The following is a 23,392-nucleotide window of genomic DNA, read 5'->3' as shown; positions in this document are numbered from 1 at the left end:
TGCCGGAACCTGCGCATCGTGTTGCTTCTCCCCTTGGCTGAGGCCGGTAGATCAGCTGGGGGCGCCGGCCGGGCTTGTAGCAGACCAGGGCGGCCACCGATAAGCGTCGGCGGGATCGGCCCCGCACGCGGACAACGGGGGTGTCTCCGTGGCGGGACCAGGTGCGGGTGGTTGGCGGCGTCATCGAGAATCCGTCTTCGTCTTCAAGACGAGCCAGATGTCGAGTGCCGCCGCGGTCCTTCCACGTGTGGCCAGGGTCTCCTTCACCCAGCCGGCCACCGCCGCCTCGTTGCGCTCCATCGCGCGGCGGGCCGGGACCTGACAGCTCCAGCCGTGCCGCCGCAGCAGCGCGGCCACGCCCTGGACGGTGTAGCTCTTGTGGAACCGGCGCCCGATCAAGATCTTGATCCGCGACAGGGTCCATGTCTGGTCCGGCCAGCCGTGCGCCACCGCACCCATGGCCAGCCCACGCTCCAGCACGGTGAACAACTCGTCGCTCAGCAACGGCAGCGACGCCGGCCCTTTGGACGCCAGCGCTCGTGCCCCGCCCTGCGACCAGACTTACGCCAGCGCTGCACCGACCGCACGCTGACCCGCAGGTCACGCGCAATCACCGCATTGTCGTCGCCGGCCCTGAACCGCTCGGCCGCCTCAAGCCGTAACTTCTCCCGGAAGGCCCGCCGCTCATCAGTCAGCCCACCACCTTGCGCATACCTCACACACCCGGCATACCGCAGGGATCACGAGGCGTCAGCCCACACGACACCACCCATTGAAGCTCAGTAGCGCGCATAGCTGAGGCCGGTCCCTGCTCCGGATCAAGGTCATCTGATTTGTATGTCGTAGTCGACACATGGTTGACTGACGCTATGTCAACTCCCAGGCTGACCAAGCCGACCATCGCTGTGCTGGAGGTGCTGCTGGCGTCGACGGACGATTCTCCCGCGTGGGGGCTGAGTATCTGCCGCGACGCCGACCTCGGATCTGGAACGGTCTATCCGATCCTTGACCGACTCGCCGAGCGTGGGTGGGTGACTAGTTGGAAGGAGGCGGAGCCACATCCAGGCCGACCGCCACGGCGGTATTACCAACTCACAGGGGAAGGTCGAGCGAGCGCCAATGCAGTGCTTGAAGCTCGCCGCAAGCGTCGGGCTCGTCTGGGCTTCGCGGGGGGTGTCGCTTGAGACGGCTTGGCTTGGCCGTGGCAGCTTCTGGGCCCGCTCTCCTCATCGGAACGGAGTTCTCTCCTTCGGTCTCCACAACGTTCAGTTCGGCATCGACGGTACTTGATCTCTCGACAGGCATTCTCTGGATTGATTACGGGCCATTGATGCTCTTTGGAATGCTCTTCCTGCCGGGGCTCTGGCACGGGCGTGTGAGGATCTATCGATGGCTACGCAGCCTCGATTGGCGAGCACTGTGGAGAGGATGTCGGCACGTTGCGACTTTCCGAAACATCGGCTTCACGACGCTCCTCTCGCTAGCAGTGGCTGCGGCCATGACACTTGTACAATTGTTTCAGTGGCGGTACGGCGTTGTCGGAAGCATCGCGGGGCTCCTCTTCGTCGGGGGTGTATTTATTCGAACTCTTCCGGCGCCGGCGTCAGCCCGTCGGGTCCAGCGCTTGACGATGCTTGCCGCGTCGATTGCCGGGGGAGGGCGATCGCACCTCCATGATGAGTGGACGGCCATACTGGCAAGCAGCGCCGACCCAGGAATCTCCCTGCCCCTGGCTGAACAGCAGTATCTTGCCCGAGGTTTCGTCCTCGCAGCATTGAGAATGCGCCTCCATGACCTGGCGACCCCACTCTTGCGTCCTGTCGATTGGCTCCTGTCCAAGGAATCACGCACCAATTGTTTCATCACGCTGATTGTGGGCGCACAGGCGATCTACATCGTGGGCGACGGTGGAATTCCGGCATTGGTGACCGAGATCTGGGAGCCGTGCGGAGTGCTCGGCGGTGCACTCTACGTCCTGGCTCGCTGGATGCGTGCCGTGCGGGGTATCGAGTTGGCGGCGGCGCGTCGGGACGAGTAGGCAACTCAAACTGGAACTTACATCCCGCAACAAGTTGCGACTGACAGTCTTGAAGTGCAGGAAACGAATTATGTCGGCCTTGGATCGGGCAAGGCGTGTCCCTGACGCCTTAGCAGGCGTCAGGGCCACGGTTCGTCAGCTCAGGCGGGGAGCAGCAGACCCGCTGCGGAACCTTCTGCGACTGCCGCGGCCACCATCGAGACGACCTCAACTGAATTTCGCGTTCTGCTCATAGTGCTCTCCCTTCGCGTAGCGCCGGCAGTTGGATTCCCTGACATTATTTTCCCTAGGGTCAGAGCAACGAACCTCAAGGCCAACGCGGCCGAAGCGAGTACGAGGAAGGGCGCAAGGGGAGTCGAACCCCAAACTCCTGCCCCTAGCCTCAGCTGACGACACCCCAAGTGTACCTGTGCCCTCTGTCTGGAGCGGTCGACGGGAATCGAACCCGCGCTCTGAGCTTGGGAATCCCACCGCCTCGTCACGCTCATATGTCTCTGGCCTGCGGCGACGCACGTACCGCGGGGCGCCGGTGGGCATGCTCTGTGTCCGTTGCTGACCGTCCCCTCCTTGATGTATGGCATGCGAGTAGCACGGAGGGGCGGACATCGGCCGGGCCTCGGTGCCTCGTTGGCGGGAGGGCTATGTGGCGTTGGTTCTCTCGTTTGAGGGACGCGGTTGCGTTTGCTCCTGCGAGCCGTGTTGATCTTTTGGGTTGGCGTTGAGAGGAGGGGAGCGTACGCCGAACTGGTCATGGAAGGCGGTCAGCGGCAGGGTCTTCCGCTGGCTTGCCCTGGATTCTTCAACCCGGCTACGCATGCCGCGCGGCGCCGGCGCCGGTGCTGGCAGCCGGCGCGCTGCGTCCATATCGCCAGCCTTGATTCTGACGCGCCTCGATAGAGCTGCGCCACGTTACTCGGGCTGGCTTCGAGGGCTCATGGGCCGCCTCTTGCAGTTCACTTACGGGGTGGAGAAGGAGTCAGGAGGTCGACGCCGCACAGGTCTGCGAGTTCTTCGGCGATGGAGGTGAGTGGTTTTCGTAGCTCGGTCAGGTCCGCACGCATGTCGGGGGCGTGCTTCCAGCGCCGCTCATGCTCGACGGGGCTGACGGTCGGCGGCCGATTGGTCTCGTGTTCTTGGAGAGCGGGGTGCCAAGTCGTGAGGAAGGGCCGCAGATGGGTGTTGATCAGCCGCGCGGCGATGGCGGGAAGTGCCAGCGGGGTGGCGGTTTCGGTCGCGACTCGGTGGAGGAGATCGCGTGTTGTGGCGAACACTGAGTGCAGGGAGGTCAGCGCTTCTCGTAGGGAGCCATGGTCTTCTGGGAGGGGTTGGACACCGACTCGGGTGACCAACTCGACCTGGAGGTCGAAGGCCGCAGCTCGTTCCAGCAGGCTGGGGCGGGTGCCGACTGAAGCGGTAGGGGTGCGCCGGGTGTCAGCCGGGCTTGTCTTCGCAGGCCGGTCCGGGACTGCGGTCCGGGCCGAGGCGTCCGGCACGAGCGTGTGCAGGAGCAGGCGACGGAGGTCTTCTTGGCGGGCCACGTTCGAGTCACGGCGATGTACGGCTCGGGCGATCAGCGGATGGGTGGTCCAGGAACGGTCGCGCAGGGGCTCGTGGTACAGCGCGCCGGCGCCGCGAAGAACTTCCACGGCTTCTGTAACGAGGACGCCCACCTCCCATGGATCGTAGGGGCCAATGGAGGACAGCACGTTTTCCAGGGCTGTTTGGGACAGCGGCGCTGGGCAGGCGAGCGCAAGCAGTCGCAGGACGTCATCAGCGGGGTTCGTGTCGGAGAGTGGCCTCGGCAGCAAGGCGGTTGCGAGTGGACGGGGAGCGTACGCGCCGGTATCGGACGCGGTTCGGCGGGTGGCCAGCACGTCCGGGCCGTGTGCATGCAGGCGATTGCGCACCGCGGCGAAGTCACCGGTGGCTGCGAGTTCGGCGAGTAGATCCAGCGCCTCTGGATGCCCGCCGACATCGCGGACGAGCGCGAGAGCGCCAGCGTGTTCCAGCTCGTTGTGGGGTGTGCGGCGCGAGGTGAGGAGGTGGTACCCGTCGGCATCTGACAACGGACCCACTTCGACGCACTCGGCGAAGGCCGTGTACCGCTGGGACCGGGTCGTGATCAAGGTCGCCGTGAGTAGGTGCGGGCCGCGCAGGAGATTGAGCTGGTCCGGCGTCAGTCCGTCGGGGACACCGTCCACTACCCAAAGACAGGGCAGGTTGTGCTCTCCCAGCGCGACCGCGAGGTGGCTGAGCAGGCCGGGCAGGGAGGACGTCGAGGCAGTGAGCCGGAGAGCCGCCAGCACCGTGGAGACCTGATCGGCGTAGGACTCCATCGCTTCCGAGGGTGCCTCTTCGTAAGCGTGTAGATCGAACCAGAAGATTCCGCCAGGAAAGGCTGAACTGAAGTGCAGGGCGTATTCCTGGGCTAGCAGGGACTTGCCCATCCCGGCCATGCCCCGTAGCTGCGCGCCGCGTCCCCCACCGGCCTGGGCGACCAGTGGAGCACGATGGCGGTGGAGGGCTGTGTGAATGCGCCACTGCTCAGCCAGGCGGCCGGTGAACCGGAACGAGCCTGTGCGGGCCGGCGCGGGCAGCCACGGTACGAAAGGCGTGTCCGCCGCGTCTCCCATGACGGTGGTGACGGTGCCAAGGTGGTCGGTCACCCGTGCGGCGAGGCGGTTGAATCCCTCCGGGGTGGTGGGCCAGGGCCAGTGCCGGGTGTCTCGCAGTTCCACCGGGTGCACGTGGTCGGAATCCGGTTCGGGGTTGATTACCAATGCGCGCCCACGAGGATTTCCCTCGCGCTGTCCAGTCAGGTAGGCGTAGGTCAATTCCCACTGGCACGCTCGCCGCTGCGGATAGTCCGCCGAGTAAAGGGCGAGCAGAATCCTTGAATGAGAAAGTGCGTCCGTGATGGTGGCAGTGATAGACGCGAAATCGTCCACGGCGGTGTCGTCGACAAACACCCGCAGATCGAGTGCCTGGAGCGCGGGCACCAGCGAGCCGACCTTGCCGGCATCCGACCGGCTGTAACTGATGAAGACGTCCCACTCTGGTTCGGAGGCGTCGCGACTGCTCATCTCGGCCTCCTCGCGTGGACCTCAGTCGATGGACTGTCCCCTCCCGCTCGATGACCCAAAATCGACGGGGGGGGGGGTGAGTAGATTGCTCGGTCGTCCGGGGCCGGCCCACGAGGCGACTGCACGATGAAGATCGTCACCTTGCCATCATGCGACACCACGTCCGCTGCACGACCCCGGCGGGGGCCGTGTCATTCCCGCGGCCCAGGTCTCGGCCCGTCCTGCTGCGGCAGAGTGGGACCGGACTCTACCGAGCGGCGCGACGGGCGTAGATGCCGCTCCGGATCGCGGATGCCGGCGATCTCCCCCAGCCCGATCACGTACGGTCTCAGCCGCTCTTGCAAGTGGCGGAGCTCTGTGCGGAACATGGCGTTCTGCGGCCACTCCGACTCGTCCTGGTCGGGGTGACGGTCTTCAAACTCCTTGAGGCTGGGATGCCACTTGGACAGGAAAGGAGCCAGCTCGAAGTTGAGGATGTCCAGGGCCAGTTCGTATACCGAGTCCCCCTTGGCAGGGGGAGGAGGGGTCGTGTAGCCCTCCAGCGGCTCGCGATAGAGATCGAACAGCGTCTTGAGCGAAGTCAGGGCCTCGCGCAGGTTCCCGCTGCCGTCCTCCAGCGGACGGGTGGCTACCCGAGTGGCGGCTTGGAAGAACATCCGTTGAGCAGCCTGACGCATGTCAGCCTTGGTGGTGAACGACATCTCGTTGCCGAGGAGGACGAGGCGCACCTCGGTCAGCTGAGCGGATCTGCGGTACAGCTCCAGACCGAGGGCGGCTGCGACGCCGATGAGGGTGCCCACGATGATCGACAGCCGCTGACCACCGGTCTGGCTGATCGAGTACGCGGCGATACCGATCACGCTGCCGGTCACGCCGGCTAACACCGCGCGCAAAGCCATACGAACCGTGTCGTTGCCTACACGCCCATTCCGCCTGGCCACCTGCCCCCCCTAGCGCTGACGTTCCGTTATGTCTGGCGGCCCTCGCCTCTCCCGTGGCAGCCGCTCCTGCTCGCCGAGGTATGTTGGACTCTGCTCCGGCGGGCGTGGTCATGCCAGTCTAGACGGGCGCATCTGTAGCTGACTCGGAGACAGCTTCGCCGGGCTTAAGTGGCGCACTCCTCCCGAACTACGTCAGCGATTTGCGCTGCGATCTCTTCGATTGAGTAGGCGTCGGTGCTCATCGCCACTTTATCTGCGAGGGATGGGCTGTAGCGCCGAACGTCATCAGCACTCAGGTTGTGCCAGATCGGCAGGAGCGACTGCTCTCCAGCCACGTTGCGAGTTACTAGTCCGTCAAGCTCGTGGTTGGGCCAGCCCTTGGTGATGAAAGACGCCGAGAGAACAACGACGCCAATTCGGCTTGCCTTGATGCCCTCGTCGATCTTGCGGCGGAGACTGTGGCCGATCCGCATCTGGGCTTCGTCGAGCCAGACAGCCACACCCAACGTGGCCAACGCGTCCCCGAGGGGGCGGGCAACGGCCGCCTTGTCCTCAGAAGCGTGCGAGATGAAGACATCCCAGGTCTGGCCGCCCAGCACGTCTGCGGGAGGTACTTCCGGCTCATGGACTGCGACGGACCGAGCCGGGTTACGCTGCGGTTCCCTGGCCGGAGGGAGGAAACCCCGCGGGGGCGGCTGTACCTGCACAGATGCGTCAATGCGTCCCCCGTACCCCCCAAGGTCGAAGGCCACGACCCAGTGCCCGCTGCTGGGGATGGTGACCTTGAAGGGGGAGCGAGTGACACGACCACCCAGGTACCGGTACCGCTTCCCCGACTTGTACTTACCGTACTCGCTCCGGGTCATCACCTGGACATTGGCTTGCTTGCGCAAAGTAACGACGACGGTCGAGCCTCTCTTGAGGCTGCCGAGGTCTTTGTAGAGGTACTGCATAGCTCTCCTAGGGGAGGCGTGTACGCACGTCTAAGTCTAGGGACCGGCACTGACAGGGACACTTCGCGGAACGGGAGCCGTCCTGGGCGGCTCCGCCACGGTGGCTGGCTACCGCCCCGGGATCCGCGTCCTGATCGCAGCCCCTATCGGTGCTCCATTGGGAGCCGGATCCGGAACTCGACCCCCAAACGGCTCCAAGAACTCCCCCGGAGCCACTCAAGGGAGCGGATCAGGGCCTGACCTGGTACCTCCCTGTCGCGCCGGCCTGTGGATATGGGTGGGACGACTGATAAGGGCCAGCCCTCGGCGGCAGGCTCCGTGGCACAGCAGAGCTGTCAGGCGTCGGGGAATCACCGCGGGCGAAGCCCTCCGCCCGCTGCCCGCCGTCGAAGCGGAGGGTGCGCGACACAACGGGGGCGTGAACCAGGCGATGCCGAAGTCCGCCCACGGGCCTCGGCGTCCTGGCCCAGCGCCACGGCCTCCGCCACAGCCCATCAGATGATGACGGACGAACTCGGCACCGTGAAGGTGCTCAGGGGCGAAGGCATGGACACGTCGACGGCTCGCTCCCCGCGCGCGGCACCCACCCCGGCATGCGTAAGCACTTCATGTTTGGGCTGACCAAGTGGTCGGAGATGGCGATGGATCAGCGAGGGGCTTGTCCCCGACCTCTCCGGTACTTGACGACCTCCTGAAGGCCCGTCTGGCTTTCTGAGTGTCGCTATTTATCGTCGCGCTGGTGTCCGCGCAGGCGGTAGCCCATCTCGTCAGGGTGGCGCATTACTCGTGCCATCCGCCAGGCGGCGTCGTAGGAAATACGGCCGTGCTCCCGTGCGCGCAGCCGCAGAGCTAACAGACTGGTGAGTGGATCGAGTGCCCAGCGTAGCGCGGCGGTCTTCACCGTTCCTCGCTTGACAATCGAGCGAGTCGGTGAGCCGTGTGCTCGTCGCCAAACGCGCGGACAGCGTCGGAGAAGATGATGAGCAGTTCCTTGCGCCCCTCCTCCGATAAGCCAGAGACAAAGGTGTGAAGGAGCTGCGCAGCGGTGACCCATCGCTGGCCCGGCTGCCATTGACGGATTTCGCGTACCAGTTCTTCGAGATTGGTACCAGCAGGTGGTCCGCCTAGTCTGGGCCAGTTGTTGGATGCACCTTCCAGAAGCCCGTACAGACGGGCAGCTGCAGGGTCGGAGAGGATTTCCTCGCGGAGGAACGCTTCGCGAGCTCGCGCCTGTCGTTGTGCCAAGTCGTCGAGCTCGTGGTCGCGTCTGAGGCGTTCCCTTTTCCGTTGGTATTCCTGTCGCAAGCGCTCTGCGAGGAGGGCGGCCTCACGGGTCGAGTCGTCAACGGTGATGCGTACCTGGACGTCAAGCACCACGACACCGTCTTGTGTGAGAGGTAGGCATTTGCGGACAGCGGTAGCGATGTCCTGCTCGGCAGCCGTCGGCCGCAGCACGTCACAGTGCTGGGCCGCCTTCTCGATTTCCTGCCTAGCCAGGAGCGACGCCGTATGAGAGCTCGGCACGGTGGTGGAGTCGGTGTGGTAACGCCATGTCGCTCGGATCTCGGCTGTGAACGACAGCGTGCGGTCCATGCTTGTGGGACGATCCGTGAAGACTGACGTCCAACCAGGGGCGCCCCCTGCCTCGGAGCTACGCCTCTTGGCTCTATGGCGTTTCATGGAGCGCCACTTCCTGCAATCGCCGAAGGCTCCTCGGGTGGGATCGACGACTCCTGCTGTGCAGGCGGCTGGCTTCGTCGGGTGGTGAGATCCTGGTCGAGCAAGGCGGACAATTCGACCTTCAGCTCCGCCTTCTCCGCGCTGTAGGAGCGATCTGGCCCTTGCACCCACCACTGGGCGGAGGTGCGCAGTGCCTCGCGAAGGGGTGGTCCGGCGGACCCATGGACGTTAACGGCATGGCGCAGAGTGTCGAAGACGAGGGGTTTGAGTGCCTGCTGTTGAAGAGCCGCATCCAGCCAGGTGAAGACTGCCTTGTCAAGGTCTCGTTCTCCGGTCGCTCCGGCTGCCTGGTGCAACAGGCAGCGCCAGCCGATTACGAGTCCCTGCGGGGTAGGACGGAAGGCGTCCTCCGCATCAGGGGACACGTCTGCCCATGCCTGCAGGAGAGGCGGTAGGCCGGCCGCCTCGGGAGGGGAGTTCAGCGCCAACGCCGTGAATGTACGGTGCCCCACGGTCTGACTGAGTTCCTCCGACCTGCACCAGTCAATGACATACCCGAACAGCATCTGCCGTACGGTCGCGTCCTCCCAGAGAACGCGAACCGCATCGCGAAGCGCATCTAGCACTTCAGGGTGACCTTTCGCGGCGACATTCCTGAGTCGACGCAGCGCCTTGGCCGTGTGCCTGCGGCCAAACGTGCCTGTACACACCTCTACGACGGCTCTTTGCAGGTGTGGCGGATTCCGGTTCGACCAGGTGAGCAGCATGGAGTGCACGTACGGTGCGCTGGCAGCGTGGGTAGCCGCGGAATCCAGGAGTTCCACAGCCAAGGGCCACAGTTCCTTGGCTGCGCCTGACTGGTACCACTCCTCGACTATTTGCTCCAGGGGGGTCTGGCGACGGTGCCGAACCGCCCAACGCAGAGCGAACTGCCCCACGCGCTTGGCTAGGGCAAGCCGTCCCTCCTTGCTGATGACTTCCAGCGCTTCCTTGCTCGTGCTGGAATCTCCAACGGGGGCCTTTGCGAGCCACTTGAGGAAGGCCGCACGTGCCAGAGGACGGTCGTTCCAGAAGTACTCGATGACGGCGTCATCCCAATTTGGACGGGTGAAGTTGAGGGTGCCATCAACCTCACGTTCGGCCTCGATGGCCCTGGTCATGGCGATGACACCGGGTTCGCGCTGCCCTTCGATCTGGACGTTTGTGTCACCGAGCTGCTCGGTCAACTCAGCGGCCTGCGCGTACACATGCCCCACCGGTGCACCGCGAAGAACAGCCGCAGTGAGTAGGAAGTTACGTTCGAAACTTGTACGAGACCGTTCTGCGGGCTCGTGCCAGCCGTAGAGCGCGTCCTCCCAGTTCTGCTGGGCCGCTGCGACGTTGGCCACCTGCTGTTCGAACGTCAGGGGTGCAGGTCGTCCCCGTCGGGGACCAACCGCTCTGCCCGGCGCAGTGGCATCCGTCGCGGAGGACTGCGATGCCCGGTGCTGTTGCAGCATGAGGTGCACGAGATTCAGCACATCGGTAGGAGGCTGGCCGGTTAGCAGCGGCTTGATGTCGTTGTGCGCAAGCCACCGGGCCACCGGGAAGCCAGGCTCCAGCCCGCAAAGCCACCGTTCGGCGATGTCGTGAGGGCTCACTGCACCCAACTCCGGTGCGAGGCTGTCCGGTGCCCCGTGACTTAACCGCCTCCACTGCTCGGGGCGAGTGAGGACGATCAGTCGGCAGTTGCGTCGCTGGAGTCGCACGACGAGCTTGTTCAGCGTGCCGCCGAATGATTCATCGACAGCGAAGTCGTCTTCGTCGGGTGGAAGTTCCAGCAGGAAGCCGCACTGCTGGTCGTGTGGCAATCGTTTGGTCGGAAAGTGCTTGGAGCCACCGAAGGGCAACGGCCGCACCTCAGTGATGACCTCGTCGTCCAGAAGATGCGCGAGCAACGCGTAGGCGGTGAAGGTACGACTGCTATTCGGCGGGCGGTTGATGACCAGCACGGCCCCCGCCGCACGCAGTGCTTCCACTGCCTCCGCGAACGTAGTCGGCGCGTGGCGGTCGTCACGGCGTGGCTCGGCGTACACCTCGCGGACGACGGCCAGGTACTCGGACGAGATCGGGGCGTGCGAGTCGAGCGTCTGCTCGTACACGTACTTGGTGCCGATCTGCTCGCCGTAGTTGACGAAAGCCCATTGGAGTACGGCATCCTGCCCGACTGCTTCCACCGCTTCGCGCGCGGGTGCCCCTGCTGCAGGAGTTTGCGGGGAGCGGTCGTTGAGAGCCTGCTCGGCTGCCGCGTTCTCATCGTGAGACGTTCCGTTTGGCAGCGGGGACAGAGGGACGGTGCCGGGCGGTCCAGGAGGCCGGGAGAGCTGTTCGGGCGCGCTGTTCGGGTCGGTGCCTGGGCTTGGCGGTACCGGTGCTGTTTGCCCTGTGGGTGTTGACTGCACACCCCTGCGTGTCCCGTCATCACTCGGCGGAGACAGCATCTGCTGCGGGCTCTGGCCAACGCGATCGTCATCGAAGTTCATGCTGTTGCCGCCCACCTCATCCGATGGTGCCTTCTACCTCGATGCCTACCTGCTCACCTGCCTCTTCGATGGTGCCGGCCTTCTGGTCAACTCGTGCTCGTCCACGCTCCGTGGTGTCACCGACGCGGATGCCGACCTGCTTGCCCTTAAGCGAATCGGCCTGCTGATAGACCTCTACACCAGGTCGGGCTGCCTCCGCCTCGTCGCCAAAGGGCAATCGACGTCCGTAAACCTCCTCCAAATCCTGCCGCAGTCCCCCCAGCACATCCCTCAGATCGTTGTCGTCGCCCTGAAGGAGTTCGGGCCGTGAAAGATAGACACGGAGCGCACCGTGGGCCCCGGTGATGCGTGCTATTCGCTCGTCGGTGAGCGCGGTCTCCCTGATCAGTAAGGGCTGCGGCTGTCCTAGATTCTGCTCCGGCTCCTCTACTGGCAACCGACCTGCTCGTCGGTCCAGCACCGCGCTTGCTCGATCAAAGAGAAACCTGACCGCCTCGGTTAGCACCGTCCCGGCCAGTACAGGAAATGCGAACGGATCCATGTGTGCTTCCTCCCCCTGCGCCATGGGTCTCCAAGGCGGTCGCGTCCGTGACGGAGGCGACTGGCACGTATCCAGACAAGATCAGAGTTAACCGTATGAGAGTGATCATTATGAAGGATAGGGGAGAAACCAGTCAGTCCGCACGGTGGCCGACGAGGCGGTGTTGACGGTGAGTGTCTTCGATTTGACAGGAGGTGACTGTGTGGTGGGGGCGGACATCGAGTGCGGCGCACTCGTCGATGGACGGCCGGAAGCACGCCATGTTCGATGGCTGTTCGCAGTGCAGCGTTGTCTGGTTTCTGTCGCTGGGGGTCGCCGGCGAACGTTCTCGCGGTGTCGTTCCACGTGATGAGGGCTAACGACTGATCTTCGCTGGCGTGGACGCGTTGCGGCCGATGAGGTTCGGACGAGACTGATGCCGGATGATCTTATTGTTCTGCCTGGTCAGGGGGTAAGAATGGGCGTTCTCGGGTGGTGTAGGAGGGCCTCGGGAAGGGGGAGTGCCCCCTCGGCGCGTGGTGTGCAGCGATGCGCGACAAGGGCTGCGATTGGGATCGGATGTCTCGACTGGGGGTGATGCCAGGGGAGAGGTGTAAAGCGTTGGCGAGGGTGTTGTTGTAGTTGCGGCGTAGCCGGTCGCTACGTGTCGCCTCGCCAAGATGGTTTACCGCTCCCAGAATTCTCCACGCAGTTACTTGACGGCTGCACCACAGGTATTCGTCGACGGATGGTGGTTCAGCATGGCGAGTTTCTCGGGACCTGCATCTACCCGCTCAGCGTTTGGGGCAAGTCTTGGAGAAGTCTGGCCGCTTCCACCGATTGCAGGCAGCACGGACATCGATCAACAGTCGCGAATGGATCTACTCGGTAAGGCCCCAAGGTCACTTTCCGGGCCTCGACCGCTTGTCGCTCCTTCTCTCGACGTGCTCGCTCAAGTCCGTTCCGCAAACGCATCATCAGTGCGGCTCGCTCTTCATCACGCCATCGTTCAAGGGCCACACGCCACCAGCGGACCTCGGGGGGATCGAACGATGTCTGGCAGAACTCGTTCACCAGCAGAGCGACCTTGCCCAAGTCGGCCCAGATGCGTTCGTCGCGGGAACCCCGATCGAACGCCTCCAGGATTTCCGCGCGTGTTGGGGCCCGATAGCCGGCATAGTCAACCGCGAAGAAGGTTGCCGGTACCACTTTGGCCACCTGGGACACGAGCCATCGCTCTTCGTCGGTCGGCGTGAAGCGGGCTCCGGCATGGCGACGACCGCTGGCGTAACGCAGAAACTGAACGTCCGCCATGCCGTCGGCAGCCTGGCGTACGTTGCGGATCTTGTTGTCATAGATCGGGCCGCCGTACACCTGGCGAGCCAGGCTGCGCCAGGTCATCCACACCGGGTACGGCTCAGTTGAGCGAGCAGACTGGAGCGCCTCGCGAATCCGCTGCTGCACAGGACCTGTTCCACTTGTCATGCGGACCGACAATAGGAGCGTTGCTTCATGGCTTCGGCCAGGAGATCAACGATCCACTCGATCGAGGGAGCAGCCTTGGCGGCTGGCTGCGTCGCCTCACAGGCGTCTGCAGACGGTCGGTCGAGGGTCAGCGGGTGGCAGATCGTCGCTCTGCGTAATTGGTGAGAAGGCTCTCGGCTCGCGCGAGATCCTCCGGGGTGTCTACCGCAACACCGTCGTCGGTGACCGAGATCATCCGCACTGTGTGGCCGTGTTCGACGTAGCGCAGCATCTCCACCCCCTCGACGCGCTCCAGAGGACCTTGTTGGAGCTGTCGGAAGCACTGCAGGGCTGCGCTGGTGAAGCCATATAAGCCCAGTTGGCGTAGGTATTTGGGTCGGTCGCCCTTGGGGTAGGGGATGGGCTGGCGGGAGAACATCAGCGCCTCGTTTTGGGCCGTGACGACGACCTTGACGACGTTGTGGTCCAGGACGGCGCCGGCGTCGACCAGTTCGGTGTACGCGTTCACGGCGTGCGTGCCCGGAGGAAGGTGGCCTAGGGCCTGGGAGACCGCGTCGATGGCGGTCGGTGAGATGAACGGTTCGTCGCCCTGGACGTTGAGGTACGCCTCGGCCGGCAGGCGCCCGGCGGCCTCCGCGACGCGGTCGGTGCCGGTGCGGTGCTTTCCCGTGCGGATGCATTCGATGCCCAGGTCGTGACATGCCGCTTCGATGCGTTCGTCGTCGGTTGCGACGACGGCTCCGTCGAGGCGTTTGGCCTCCAGGCAGCGCTGGTGGACGTGCCAGAGCAGAGGCTTGTCGCCGAGGATGGCCAACGGCTTGCCGGGGAAGCGTGAGGCGCCCCAGCGGCAGGGTATGACGGCGATGTGCCGGCGCGGCTTGGCGTTGGTCACGGCGTCCTCCTGGTGGTCGGGTGGGCCGGTGGGTTCAGGGCAGCAGGGCGAGCTTGGAGCGGATGGTGGGTGAGGCGGCGCTCGCGAACGGCCGCCACTCGTAGGCGTCGACCTCGTCTGCCTGGAGCGTCACCGCGTGTTCGGCGGCGAGATGGAAGACCCAGCGGAAGTCCACGTGCTGGTGGGCCGGCTCGTCCTTCGCCGGGTTCGCGTCGATGCTGTGCACGTCGATGTCGAGGGGCACGTCCTCGAAGCCCGGGAGAGGAACGACGGCACTGGGCGGGATGCCCGCCTCCTCGTGCAGTTCACGCAGTGCCGCGCCGCGGAGGTCGTGGTCGTCCCGTTCGTTGTGGCCTCCGGGTGCCAGCAGTTTCCCGGACGCCCTGTGCGCGATGTGGAGTACGCGACGGTCGCTGTCGATGACGATGGCGCTGCACGTCACGTGGGTGGGGAACGTCTTTCGGCGGGTGGGATCGTCCGAGGCGGCCAGCGCGGAGAACAGCGCTGCGAGGGTGTTGCGTTCGTGTGGACGGCGGGCGAGGTACGCCTCGGTGACCGAGCGGATGTGGTCGACGGACGGCGGCACTGAGATCACCTTTCGAAGTGGTGGAGCCAGGTTCTGGCGATGGCGTCGCGGTCGGCCGCCGGCATCTCGTGCAGTCCGGGCTGGAAGCGGGTGTGGCTGAGGGCGGCAGTGGCGGCGAGTATCTCGGCCTGGACGAGGTGGATGTACGTGCCGACGGCGGCGCCGTGCACGAAGTTGACGGCGCCGCCGTCGGCGAGCACGTAGAAGTAGTGGCCGGTGACTTCGTATCGCGTGAGCTGAGCGCTGACCGGGGTGCGCTGGTAGAGGTCGTGGAGGCTGCCGAGTTCGAGTTCGTCCTCGGAGGAGGTCACCGATCCGAGGTACGCGCCGTTGCGCAGGGCGGCGAAGTCGCCCTGCCGCAGGGCGAGGTTGCCGGTGGCGCACAGGACGAGTTCCGCGTCGCGTATGCCATCAGCGGTGGAGGCGCTTGTGCGGAAGCCGAGGGAGTGCGCTTGGACTCGCTTGACCGGGTCGCTGTCGTACACGGTGACACGCAGGTCGTGGGCGCGCAGGGTCTGGGCTATGGCGCGGCCGATCTTGCCGAAGCCGATGACGCAGGCGTTGCGGCTGGTGAGAATGTCCCCGTGGGCGCGGACGAGGGCTTCGGTGGAGAACACGATCGAGCGGCCGACGAGGTGGTCTTCGCAGTCCTTGAGCGGGGAGCGGGCCACGGAGACGACCGGGCACGGCAGGTTTCCGAGGGCGGCGTACCGCTGGTGTCCGTTCTCGGTGTCCTCGACGACGCCGAGGAGGCGACCGGAGAACTTGCTGGCGAGGGTGTCGAGGCTTGCCGCGAAGTAGCCGCCGATGTCTACCAGGATGACGTCCCGGCCGCCCGCCGTGTCCTCCAGGTAGTGCAGGGCCTGGGTGTTGTCGGTGAACCGTTCTCGGGTCAGGGCGTGGACGCGGAAGGTGCGGCGTACGGCGTCGAGAGTTGGCTGGTGGATCGACCGGGGTTTCGGGAGCACGGCGCCGACTGTGGACACCGCGGTCATCGCTCGTAGGAACGCTGGCCGTTCGGGGAGCAGATGCGTGATGACCAGCGTCGTGATCTCCTCCCCGGCGGGGAACTGCGTGGTGATCTGCCGGAAGAAGGCGTCCAACCGCGCTCGCTCGGGACTCTCCATCGCGTTCCTCTCGGGTTCCGGACCGCGGGTTACGCGGCTCGGCTGTAGTCGGGGACCTGGGCAGTCAGGGCCTGCATGTGGGCGCGCAGACCGTTGTGGAGGTCGACTCGCGGCTGCCAGCCCAGGACTTCGCGGGCACGGCTGGGGTCGGCGCGGGTGAGCAGGACATCACCGCTGCGTGCGTGTTCCTGCTGGAGCTGGATGTCGCGGCCGGTGAGTCTGCTGGCGATGTTGATCACTTCCAGCAGCGACGCGTTCGATCCGCCACCCACGTTGATCGCGCCCTGCCCGGTCGACACGGTCGCAGCGGCGATCGTGGCGGCGACCACGTCGTCGATGTAGGTGAAGTCGCGTCGCTGGTGACCGTCTCCGTACAGGCGCAGCGGCTCCCCGGTCAGGGCAGCGTGCAAAGCGCGGTGGGTGAACATGTCGGTGCGCTGGCGGGGGCCGTACACGGTGAAGTACCGCAAGGCGACGACGCTGGGGCCTGCGGGGTGCTCGGCGTAGGCGAGGCAGAGCTGTTCCTCGGCGAGTTTGGTCACGGCGTACGGGGAGGGTGGCCTGGGGCGGTCGGCCTCGACGCTCGCGCCGCCGCCGGTCGGTCCGTAGACGCTGGAGGAGGAGGCGACGACCAGTCGCGGGACGCCGATGCGGGTGCAGGCTTCCAGGACTCGATGGGTCGCTAGCACGTTGGAGGCGAGGTAGTCGCCGAACTGCGGGCCCCAGGAGGGCCGAACGCCGGGAATGCCGGCGAGGTGGAATACGGCGTCCGCGTCGATCAGGAGTGGGTCGATCGCGCAGTTGAGGAGGTCGGCGGTGATGTGGTGGTAGCCCGGGAGACCGCGTAAGCAGGCGAGGTTGGCGTGGGCCGTGGCGTCGGTGGCGGGGGCGCGGCGGTCGACGCCGATGACGGTGGTGCCGGCCTGGACGAGGGCGTGTGCGAGGTGGGAGCCGATGAATCCGGCGGAGCCGGTCACCACGGCCCGGCGGAGAGGTGCGGTCGTCGGGTGCTGCTCATGCTGCGGCACGAAAATCTCCAGGAAGGTGATCGAAGGGGGAAGGTCACGTGAGGCGCGACAGGACGGTTCGGCCGTGCGTGCTCAAGGTGAGGTCGTTCTCCTGGTGGCCCTTGACCAGGGCGGTGATCGCCTCGATGGCGCCGAAGGACTCCAGAAGGCGCCGTTCGGTGTCGGTCAGCGGGCGGCCGTACCCGTCGAGGAACGCGGTACGCAGGTGGGGTGCGGCTTGCCAGCGGCGGAATTCGAGCCGGGCGAAGTCGCGGATGCGGGCGTCGCGTCGCATGTGCTCGAAGTCGCAGACACCGAAGGCGTCGCCGACCAGCCAGTTGCGCGGCTGGTAGTCAAGGTGACAGATCGTGCTGTCCATGAGGCTGGTGTCCAGAATGGCCGCGTGGTGGTTCAGCAGGTCCTGCTCGGCTGTGTCGATGAGCTGGGCGTGAGCGGCTTGGTCGATCCAGCTCCGGAGGCGCTCGGCGAGCGCTGCGCCGACGGCGCCGCCCTGGGGCATGGAGGTGGACCGGTGGAGTGTGCCGAGGACGTGGCCGGCTTGGTGGTGTGCGAGTTCTTCCTCGGATGAGCCCGGTGCCACGGTGTCTGCCCGGTCTCCCGCCAGCGCCGTAAGCAGGAGGGTGCGGGTGGTGTCGTCGCGGCCGACGAGTGTCGGGGCGTGGTCGCTCAGGTGGGCGCCCCAGGCACGGTAGGCGTGGAGTTCCCTCGCGTACCGGGCGGGCTGGGCGTGCTGCTTGGCGACGAAGTGCCTCCCGTCGCTGGTCACCAGCCGCAGAACTCGTGGAGGGAGCAGGGGGTCGGGAGCGATCTCAACGGCGCCGAGGACGTCGCGCGCCAGCTGCATCCTCGGATCGTCTGCCACTGTGATCACGAGGACTCCTCGGGCGCGAGGGAGACCAGGTGCTCGGTGTCGTTGTGACGGTCGAGCATCCAGCGGGTCTGGCCGAGCCGGTTGTGGTGCTGCTGCCAGCGGGTGATGGAGGCGTGGTCGACCGTGAAGCCTGCGGGGGAGCCGATCGGAATGTCCAGGAGCAGGGTGTGGGCGGTGATCACGGTCTCGCCGTGAGCGGCGAAGAGGATCCGTTGGCCCTGGAGCCCGTCGATGATGTCGCGCAGGAAGGCGCTGGCGCGCTCCAGGTATCCGTTCCAGGTGTCGGAGCCGGCGGCCCACTGCTGGTCTGGATGAGCGTGGGGGCCGCCATCTGCGGCGGTTTTCACCGCGGCCCAGGGTTTGCCGTCGGCGTCGCCGTGGATAGGGCCGTCGAGGCGCTCGTCGGTGGAGACCGGTATCCGCAGCGTCCGGCCGATGATCTCGCCGGTCTGGGCCAGCCGGATGCGCGGACCGGTGTAGACGAGGTCGAAGGGCTGCTTGCTGTGTTCGGCGACCAGGCGACCTGCGGCCTGCTCGACCTGGGCGTACCCGAGGTTGGTCAGTCCGGTGCAGGTGCGCGGGCCCCCTACGAGGCCGTCGGCGTTGCATTGGGCCTGGCCGTGCCGTACGAAGACGAGTTCGGTGGTGATCATCGGGTTCCTCGGAGGTGGGAGCGGAGCGGCCAGCGGTGGCGGTAGCCGTTGCGCCCGACGTACGGAGCGGTGAGGACGGCGTGCAGTGCCAGGAAGTCGTCGAGGCGTCCGCGGTCCGTTGTGCCGAGCCGTGCGCCGTAGCATCCGGCCGCCGCGTTGTACGCGAAGAGGGCGGCGTTGACGGCCTGGTCCGCGAGCGGTCCGTACGTCAGGTGGAGCGTCGCGATGAGCTTGGCGAGGTCGTATCCCATCGGGGCGAGGGACAGGTCGTCGGTGTCGACGGTGACGATGTCGCCGGCCGCGGTGATGATGAAGTTCCGGGGGTTGCTGTCCTTGTAGAAGGCGAACGGTCCCTGCGCTGTGTCTTCCAGCAGGCCGAGCATCGCGTACAGGGCCACCTTGTTCGGCAGATGGCCCTGGTCGTGGCGTCGCCGGAGCGCAATCTCCCGGGGGCCGAGGTAGTCGTCGAACGGCGTGCCGTCCTGGTGGTGGTGCGGGGTGCCCGGCGAGGCGGACTGGAGGTCGCTGTGCCAGGCGGCACCGTGTGCGTGGCCCAGCAGTTCCGCCATGCGCCGCAGGTCTTCCGGGCGTACGGAGCGGCCCTCGACACGCTCGAACGTCAGGCTGGCTGCCCCGATGTCGTGGAGGGCCGGCTGCCGCAGCGGCCTCGCGTGCTCGCTGATCCACCGGTAGTGGCGCACAGCCTCCGCCGCGCGCCCAGGTGTCTCGTAGCGCTTGGTGAAGGGCGGGAGAGTCATGCCGGTCCCTCCTTCGACTGCGCGACGACGAAGGTGATGAGGGACCGAGTGGTCAGCGGTTGGTCCGGGACGACCTCGTGCAAGGCCGCTGCCAGGGCCTCGGGATTCCCGTACAGGCCGGGCGGGAGGTCGTACTTGGGGTTGGTGGCGACGTACTGTGCCACGTGGTCGTGGCCGTCGAAGGTGAAGACGTGGTCCTCGTCCAGGGTGGCGATGACGTCGAGTGAGGTCGCGGCCAGTTTGGCGAGGTTGCCGCTGTGCGCAGCGGTGTAGAGGCTCTCGTGCTTCTCGGCCCGCACATCGAGGCCGGCCGCAGCGACCAGCTGGTCCATCTCTCGGTAGCTGTCGAGTCCTTTGGTGACGAGTACGGCCAGGCCGCCAGGGGTCAGAACCTTGGCGATCTGCGCGATGGCGCCCTCGGGCTGCGTCGAGTGGTACAGGCAGAACGCGGCGACGGCGGCATCGCACGTCCCAGCGGGCAGCGGGAGGTCGTGGAAGTCTCCTTCGATGAAATCCACATCGGTGTCGGGCAGGTCCTCGGCGCGTTCGCGGGCTTGAGCGAGCAGGGTGGGGGCGGCGTCCAGGCCGACGACGCGCTGGGGCCTGAGTTGCTCGGCGATGGCCAGGGTGCTCGTGCCACGACCGCAGCCGATGTCGAGCACCACGCCGAGGCGGTCCGGACGCGCATGGTGGGTCTGCACCAGGGCGACGATCGCCTCGGGCACGGGGCGGCCGGAGGACTTCGCGCGCATCAAGGCGCTGGCCCGTCCGGCCAGCCGGGAGGCGTGCCCATACAGCTCGCGCTGGCGGGCGGGGTCGAGGAACGGGTTGGGCTGGTTCATGCCGCACCCCCGCTCCGGGGGCGCGGGCCGTTCAGGACTGCTCGGCGGCCACCTTCCGCAGCCAGCGGCGCGTCTGGCGCCGGTTGGCCAGCAGCACCACGTCGGCTCGGCCGGCGGCGTACTCCTCGATCTTCGCCATCACCCGGGGCCGCATTTTGCGGCGGTACGTGGCGACGTACTTGATCACGCCCCAGTGGATGCGGTTGTGCACGCCGTTGCCCTTGTGCCCGGCGCCATGCCGGATCTGCCGGGAGAAGATCCCGTACAGGGCCGCCACGGTCGACACGTCCATCAGAACCACCGTGTCGCAGGCTTCGAGCCGCACCGGCAGCGTCGAGTTGTAGTTGCCGTCGATCACCCACTGCGGCTGCGCCACCAGCTCGCGCTGCAACTCGGCGAACTTGTCCATGGGCAGCGCGTTCCACTCGTCGTCGTAGAACGCGGCGTCCAGGTGCGTGACCGGGGCGTCGAGGATCCTGCCCAGCTCGCGGGCCACGTGGGATTTGCCGCTGCCTCCGCAGCCGACGATGGCGACCTTCTTCACGGTGCTCCAGCGTAGAGAGGTTCGGGTGGGCGGCGGGGGCATCCCCCCGGACACGTTCGACTGATCCAGGCGACAGGGCCTGTCGGGCGGAAGCCATCAGGCAGCTCCCTGATTGGCCGCCGTGGTCTGGACGAGCCCGCGCAGCACGGATTCGAGGGTGTCGACCTGCTTGGTCAGGCTGAACAGGCGCAGGCGGTCCACGCAGGCGGCGATCAGGTCGACGTGCTGCTGCGTGCCGTCGATCCTGCGGAGGTGGGACAGCCGCTCGATGACATCCCGTCCGGAGTGCACGATCAGCTCCTCCGGTACGAAGTGGTCCGCGAAGCGGATGTCCGCCGGGGCCAGAGGCAGGCATCCGGCGAGCACGGCCTCGAAGATGCGCTGTGTCATCTGCCCGACGGCGGCGTACCGCTCGGGCAGCATGAGGACCGTGGCCAGGGACCTGCTGTAGACGCCGGCGACGGCTTCGAAGGGGACCCGGCCGACGAAGCGAATATGCGGCCAGCGGTCGGTCTTCGTCCATTTCCCCGCGACCAGGTGCTCGACCTGGGCAGCCGCAGGGGCGAAGAAGCGGTCGAAGGGTTCGTCGCGGTCGTACTGGTTGCCCACGTAGCCGAGCGCGAGGTCCCGCGGTCGCGCGGCGAGGGCGAGAGGGTCGGCCTGGGCGATGAGGGTCTCCGGGACCGGGAAGAGCAGGGAGCGCGCTCCCGGGGTGGGGGCGAGGGCGGCCTCGCAGACGAGGGTGTGGGCAGTGCGCCGCCATACGCTCTCGGCCCGCAGGGTGCGGTCCTTGTCCCAGATCACGGTGGGCGTCTGCTGCCGTACGGTGAAGTGGTTGATGAGCTGGGCCTGGCGGTGCAGGTCGCAGGTGTGCCCCTCGGTCCCGCAGGCCGTGGTGTTGCGGCCGGTGATCGCCCAGCGCCATTCCAGGAAGAGGACCTCGATGTCCGGCGTGCCGTCGTCGAAGTTGTACGCGCCGCCGAGGTCGTCGCCGGCTTCGAGGCGGTCGCGGTCGGCCTGTAGGAACACGATGTCGTGGCCGCGGGCGATGAGGGCGTCGATGAAGGGGCGGCGGTGGCTGCGTCCGCCGTCCGGGGTGTCGGTGACGCCGTTGCCGAGGAAGCCCCAGAAGCTGTATCCGATCTTCACTTGGTGATCCACCGCCCTTTGAGGAGCAGGGCGTCGAGTCCGGAGCTGGCCAGGCAGTCCAGGGCCATCTCGGGCGTCCCGCAGATCGGCTTGCCCTTGACGTTGAGCGAGGTATTGATCAGCACGGGCACACCTGTACGGCGGCCGAAGGCGGTCAGGACCGCGTGCATGAACGGGTTCTGCGACTGCGTGACGGTCTGCAGGCGGGAGGTGCCGTTGGCGTGCACGATGGCCGGCACACGTTCGCGCGTCTTGGCCGTCACGCCGGAGGCCATGGACATGTACGGCGTCTGCTGGCCGAGCGTGAAGAACTCGTCGGCGCGCTCGGCCGGGACCACGGGGGCGAAGGGGCGGAACGGTTCGCGGAACTTCACGGTGGCGTTCAGTCGCTCGACGACGCCGGGCTCCAGCGGGGAGGCGAGGATCGAGCGGTTGCCCAGGGCGCGGGGCCCGGCTTCGACGGGCCCCTGGAACAGGCCGACGATCGTGCCACGGGCGAGCTGTTCGGCGAGGAACTCGGCAGTTTCGAGGCCCAGGGTCTTCTGGCGGAGGCTGGGCCAGGGCGTGAGGTCGAGGGGCTGGTCCTCGTAGGAGGGGCCGAGGTAGCAGGTGTGGGCGACGCCGGAGATCGGGCGAGGGGTGCATCCGTCGACGTGGACGGCGAGGGCTGCGCCGATCGCGGTGCCGGCGTCACCGGGTGCGGGCGGCACGAACACCTCGTCGAAGATGCCAGCCTCGATGATCCGGCCGATACTCACGCAGTTCGTGGCGACACCGCCTCCCACACATAGGCGCCGGGAGCCGGTGAGCACGCGGACGCGGCGCGCCAGGTACACCATCACCTGCTCGGTCCGCTCCTGGAGGGCAGCCGCCAGGTCCCGGTGGACGTCGGTCAGGGACTCGCTTGGGTGCCGCTCGGGGCAGGTCTCGGCTACGAACCGCCGGGATGTCCTCGGGTATCCCGACGTGAGGGTGCGCGTGGGGAAGTAGCCAGGGTGGATGCGGAAGCCCGTCTCCGTCGTGCGGACGGCCTGGGCGAACAGGGGGCGGAAGCGGGCGGGGTCACCGAGGGCGGCCAGCGCCATGACGGTGCCTTCCTCGTCGCCCCGTCGCCAGCCCAAGTGCTCGGTGACGGCGCCGTACACGTACCCCAGGGAGGCCGGGTCGTTGATCGCTTCCAGAGTCTGCGTGCGCGGGCGGAGTGTGCCGTAGCCGCAGGCGATGGTGGTGGTCTGCCGCTCGCCGAGGCTGTCGACCACGAGTACGGCGGCTTCATCCCAGCCTGCGGCGGCGAAGGCGGTGAGCTGGTGGGCACGGTGGTGCAGGATCGGCGTGACGCGGGCAGAGGGGAACCGCCGGCCGAGCATCCGCAGGCGCCGTTGGGTGCGCACGGCCACCTTCGCGAACCCGCGGGCTCGGGCAAGGCTCCGATCGCGCGTCGCCGGGGAGAGCGCCAGGCGTAGGGCGGCAGGTGACTCGGCGAGGTAGCGGATGGGCTGGAAGTTGTAGGCGACGGCCTCCACGTCGGCGGCGGTGAGCTTGGCTTGGCCGAGCAGCCACTCGATGGCGCGGGCCGGGTAGAGCTTGGTGTGCTTCTGCTCGGAAAGTCGCTCCTCCTCCACGAAGCCGACCAGTTCGCCGTCCACCAGGAGGGCTGCTGACGAGTCGTGGGTGTACGAGCACAGGCCGAGGATGACCGCAGGGGTGCGCTTCATGACGG

Annotated in this window: 20 protein-coding genes and 1 pseudogene; 2 read left to right on the top strand and 19 right to left on the bottom strand. The window is 66.6% G+C overall.

Going from position 1 to position 23,392, the window contains the following annotated elements; translation table 11 throughout:
* Window positions 1-37 precede the first annotated feature (37 nt).
* A pseudogene (locus LG396_RS23895) lies at window positions 38-719 on the bottom strand (winged helix-turn-helix domain-containing protein); the annotation flags it as partial.
* Window positions 720-869: 150 nt separating this feature from the next.
* On the opposite strand from LG396_RS23895, the gene LG396_RS23890 reads away from it, so the two are divergent.
* On the top strand, window positions 870-1,184 hold the full coding sequence (locus LG396_RS23890) for a PadR family transcriptional regulator (RefSeq protein WP_225796321.1): 315 nt from the start codon (window positions 870-872) through the stop codon (window positions 1,182-1,184).
* A gap of 440 nt (window positions 1,185-1,624) precedes the next feature.
* Window positions 1,625-2,038, top strand: coding sequence for a hypothetical protein (locus LG396_RS23885; RefSeq protein WP_225796320.1), 414 nt, complete (start codon window positions 1,625-1,627; stop codon window positions 2,036-2,038).
* Window positions 2,039-2,991: 953 nt separating this feature from the next.
* On the opposite strand, the gene LG396_RS23880 is transcribed toward LG396_RS23885, so the two are convergent.
* From LG396_RS23880 to LG396_RS23795, 18 genes are all read right to left on the bottom strand, one after another.
* Complete coding sequence (locus LG396_RS23880; protein ID WP_225796319.1) at window positions 2,992-5,121, bottom strand: toll/interleukin-1 receptor domain-containing protein; 2,130 nt, start codon at window positions 5,119-5,121, stop codon at window positions 2,992-2,994.
* A gap of 191 nt (window positions 5,122-5,312) precedes the next feature.
* Window positions 5,313-6,020, bottom strand: coding sequence for a hypothetical protein (locus LG396_RS23875; RefSeq protein ID WP_225796318.1), 708 nt, complete (start codon window positions 6,018-6,020; stop codon window positions 5,313-5,315).
* Between the two features lie 206 nt (window positions 6,021-6,226).
* The gene (locus tag LG396_RS23870; protein WP_225796317.1) at window positions 6,227-7,015 is read right to left on the bottom strand and encodes a DUF1883 domain-containing protein; all 789 of its coding nucleotides are present in this window, start codon (window positions 7,013-7,015) and stop codon (window positions 6,227-6,229) included.
* An 897-nt stretch (window positions 7,016-7,912) separates the two neighbouring features.
* Complete coding sequence (locus tag LG396_RS23865) at window positions 7,913-8,608, bottom strand: hypothetical protein (protein WP_225796316.1); 696 nt, start codon at window positions 8,606-8,608, stop codon at window positions 7,913-7,915.
* Between the two features lie 83 nt (window positions 8,609-8,691).
* A complete protein-coding gene (locus LG396_RS23860) occupies window positions 8,692-11,232 on the bottom strand; it encodes a hypothetical protein (RefSeq protein ID WP_225796315.1) in 2,541 nt (846 codons plus the stop codon).
* A 1-nt stretch (window position 11,233) separates the two neighbouring features.
* Window positions 11,234-11,758 carry a hypothetical protein gene (locus tag LG396_RS23855; protein WP_225796314.1) on the bottom strand — a complete coding sequence of 175 codons (525 nt, stop codon included), beginning with the start codon at window positions 11,756-11,758 and terminating at the stop codon, window positions 11,234-11,236.
* A gap of 765 nt (window positions 11,759-12,523) precedes the next feature.
* On the bottom strand, window positions 12,524-13,138 hold the full coding sequence (locus tag LG396_RS23850; RefSeq protein ID WP_225796313.1) for a hypothetical protein: 615 nt from the start codon (window positions 13,136-13,138) through the stop codon (window positions 12,524-12,526).
* A 211-nt stretch (window positions 13,139-13,349) separates the two neighbouring features.
* Complete coding sequence (locus LG396_RS23845) at window positions 13,350-14,114, bottom strand: 3-deoxy-manno-octulosonate cytidylyltransferase (RefSeq protein WP_225796312.1); 765 nt, start codon at window positions 14,112-14,114, stop codon at window positions 13,350-13,352.
* 34 nt (window positions 14,115-14,148) lie between these two features.
* Window positions 14,149-14,700, bottom strand: coding sequence for an NUDIX hydrolase (locus LG396_RS23840; protein WP_225796311.1), 552 nt, complete (start codon window positions 14,698-14,700; stop codon window positions 14,149-14,151).
* Between the two features lie 5 nt (window positions 14,701-14,705).
* Window positions 14,706-15,827 (bottom strand): adenosylhomocysteinase, encoded by a 1,122-nt coding sequence (locus LG396_RS23835; RefSeq protein ID WP_225796310.1) that lies wholly within the window; start codon window positions 15,825-15,827, stop codon window positions 14,706-14,708.
* Window positions 15,828-15,856: 29 nt separating this feature from the next.
* Entirely contained in the window at window positions 15,857-16,855 is a 999-nt protein-coding gene (locus LG396_RS23830; RefSeq protein WP_225796309.1) for an NAD-dependent epimerase/dehydratase family protein, read from the bottom strand.
* 34 nt (window positions 16,856-16,889) lie between these two features.
* Window positions 16,890-17,726, bottom strand: coding sequence for an aminoglycoside phosphotransferase/kinase family protein (locus LG396_RS23825; protein ID WP_225796308.1), 837 nt, complete (start codon window positions 17,724-17,726; stop codon window positions 16,890-16,892).
* Window positions 17,723-18,379: a histidine phosphatase family protein gene (locus tag LG396_RS23820; protein ID WP_225796307.1), complete on the bottom strand. Its 657-nt coding sequence runs from the start codon at window positions 18,377-18,379 to the stop codon at window positions 17,723-17,725. Before LG396_RS23820 ends, LG396_RS23825 begins: the two co-directional genes overlap by 4 nt.
* The gene (locus tag LG396_RS23815) at window positions 18,376-19,137 is read right to left on the bottom strand and encodes a phosphotransferase (RefSeq protein WP_225796306.1); all 762 of its coding nucleotides are present in this window, start codon (window positions 19,135-19,137) and stop codon (window positions 18,376-18,378) included. Before LG396_RS23815 ends, LG396_RS23820 begins: the two co-directional genes overlap by 4 nt.
* Complete coding sequence (locus LG396_RS23810) at window positions 19,134-19,979, bottom strand: class I SAM-dependent methyltransferase (protein ID WP_225796305.1); 846 nt, start codon at window positions 19,977-19,979, stop codon at window positions 19,134-19,136. The genes LG396_RS23815 and LG396_RS23810 overlap by 4 nt, the downstream gene beginning before the upstream one ends.
* A gap of 31 nt (window positions 19,980-20,010) precedes the next feature.
* Window positions 20,011-20,523, bottom strand: coding sequence for a P-loop NTPase family protein (locus LG396_RS23805; protein ID WP_225796304.1), 513 nt, complete (start codon window positions 20,521-20,523; stop codon window positions 20,011-20,013).
* A 96-nt stretch (window positions 20,524-20,619) separates the two neighbouring features.
* A complete protein-coding gene (locus LG396_RS23800; protein WP_225796303.1) occupies window positions 20,620-21,672 on the bottom strand; it encodes a glycosyltransferase family protein in 1,053 nt (350 codons plus the stop codon).
* Window positions 21,669-23,387: a carbamoyltransferase family protein gene (locus tag LG396_RS23795; protein ID WP_225796302.1), complete on the bottom strand. Its 1,719-nt coding sequence runs from the start codon at window positions 23,385-23,387 to the stop codon at window positions 21,669-21,671. The genes LG396_RS23800 and LG396_RS23795 overlap by 4 nt, the downstream gene beginning before the upstream one ends.
* Between the last annotated feature and the right edge of the window lie 5 nt (window positions 23,388-23,392).

Source organism: Streptomyces aculeolatus (genome assembly GCF_020400605.1).
Classification (GTDB): Bacteria; Actinomycetota; Actinomycetes; order Streptomycetales; family Streptomycetaceae; genus Streptomyces; species Streptomyces aculeolatus.
The sequence above is the reverse complement of the archived record's forward strand: the minus strand, read 5'-3'. Positions and strand labels throughout refer to the sequence as shown.

Excerpts from the sequence above, each read along its gene's own strand:
- LG396_RS23890 (WP_225796321.1), top strand. The coding sequence starts at position 870 with ATGTCAACTCCCAGGCTGACCAAGCCGACCATCGCTGTGCTGGAGGTG.
- LG396_RS23880 (WP_225796319.1), bottom strand. The coding sequence starts at position 5,121 with ATGAGCAGTCGCGACGCCTCCGAACCAGAGTGGGACGTCTTCATCAGT.
- LG396_RS23875 (WP_225796318.1), bottom strand. The coding sequence starts at position 6,020 with ATGGCTTTGCGCGCGGTGTTAGCCGGCGTGACCGGCAGCGTGATCGGT.
- LG396_RS23870 (WP_225796317.1), bottom strand. The coding sequence starts at position 7,015 with ATGCAGTACCTCTACAAAGACCTCGGCAGCCTCAAGAGAGGCTCGACC.
- LG396_RS23865 (WP_225796316.1), bottom strand. The coding sequence starts at position 8,608 with ATGGACCGCACGCTGTCGTTCACAGCCGAGATCCGAGCGACATGGCGT.
- LG396_RS23855 (WP_225796314.1), bottom strand. The coding sequence starts at position 11,758 with ATGGATCCGTTCGCATTTCCTGTACTGGCCGGGACGGTGCTAACCGAG.
- LG396_RS23850 (WP_225796313.1), bottom strand. The coding sequence starts at position 13,138 with ATGACCTGGCGCAGCCTGGCTCGCCAGGTGTACGGCGGCCCGATCTAT.
- LG396_RS23835 (WP_225796310.1), bottom strand. The coding sequence starts at position 15,827 with ATGGAGAGTCCCGAGCGAGCGCGGTTGGACGCCTTCTTCCGGCAGATC.
- LG396_RS23820 (WP_225796307.1), bottom strand. The coding sequence starts at position 18,379 with ATGATCACCACCGAACTCGTCTTCGTACGGCACGGCCAGGCCCAATGC.
- LG396_RS23815 (WP_225796306.1), bottom strand. The coding sequence starts at position 19,137 with ATGACTCTCCCGCCCTTCACCAAGCGCTACGAGACACCTGGGCGCGCG.
- LG396_RS23810 (WP_225796305.1), bottom strand. The coding sequence starts at position 19,979 with ATGAACCAGCCCAACCCGTTCCTCGACCCCGCCCGCCAGCGCGAGCTG.
- LG396_RS23795 (WP_225796302.1), bottom strand. The coding sequence starts at position 23,387 with ATGAAGCGCACCCCTGCGGTCATCCTCGGCCTGTGCTCGTACACCCAC.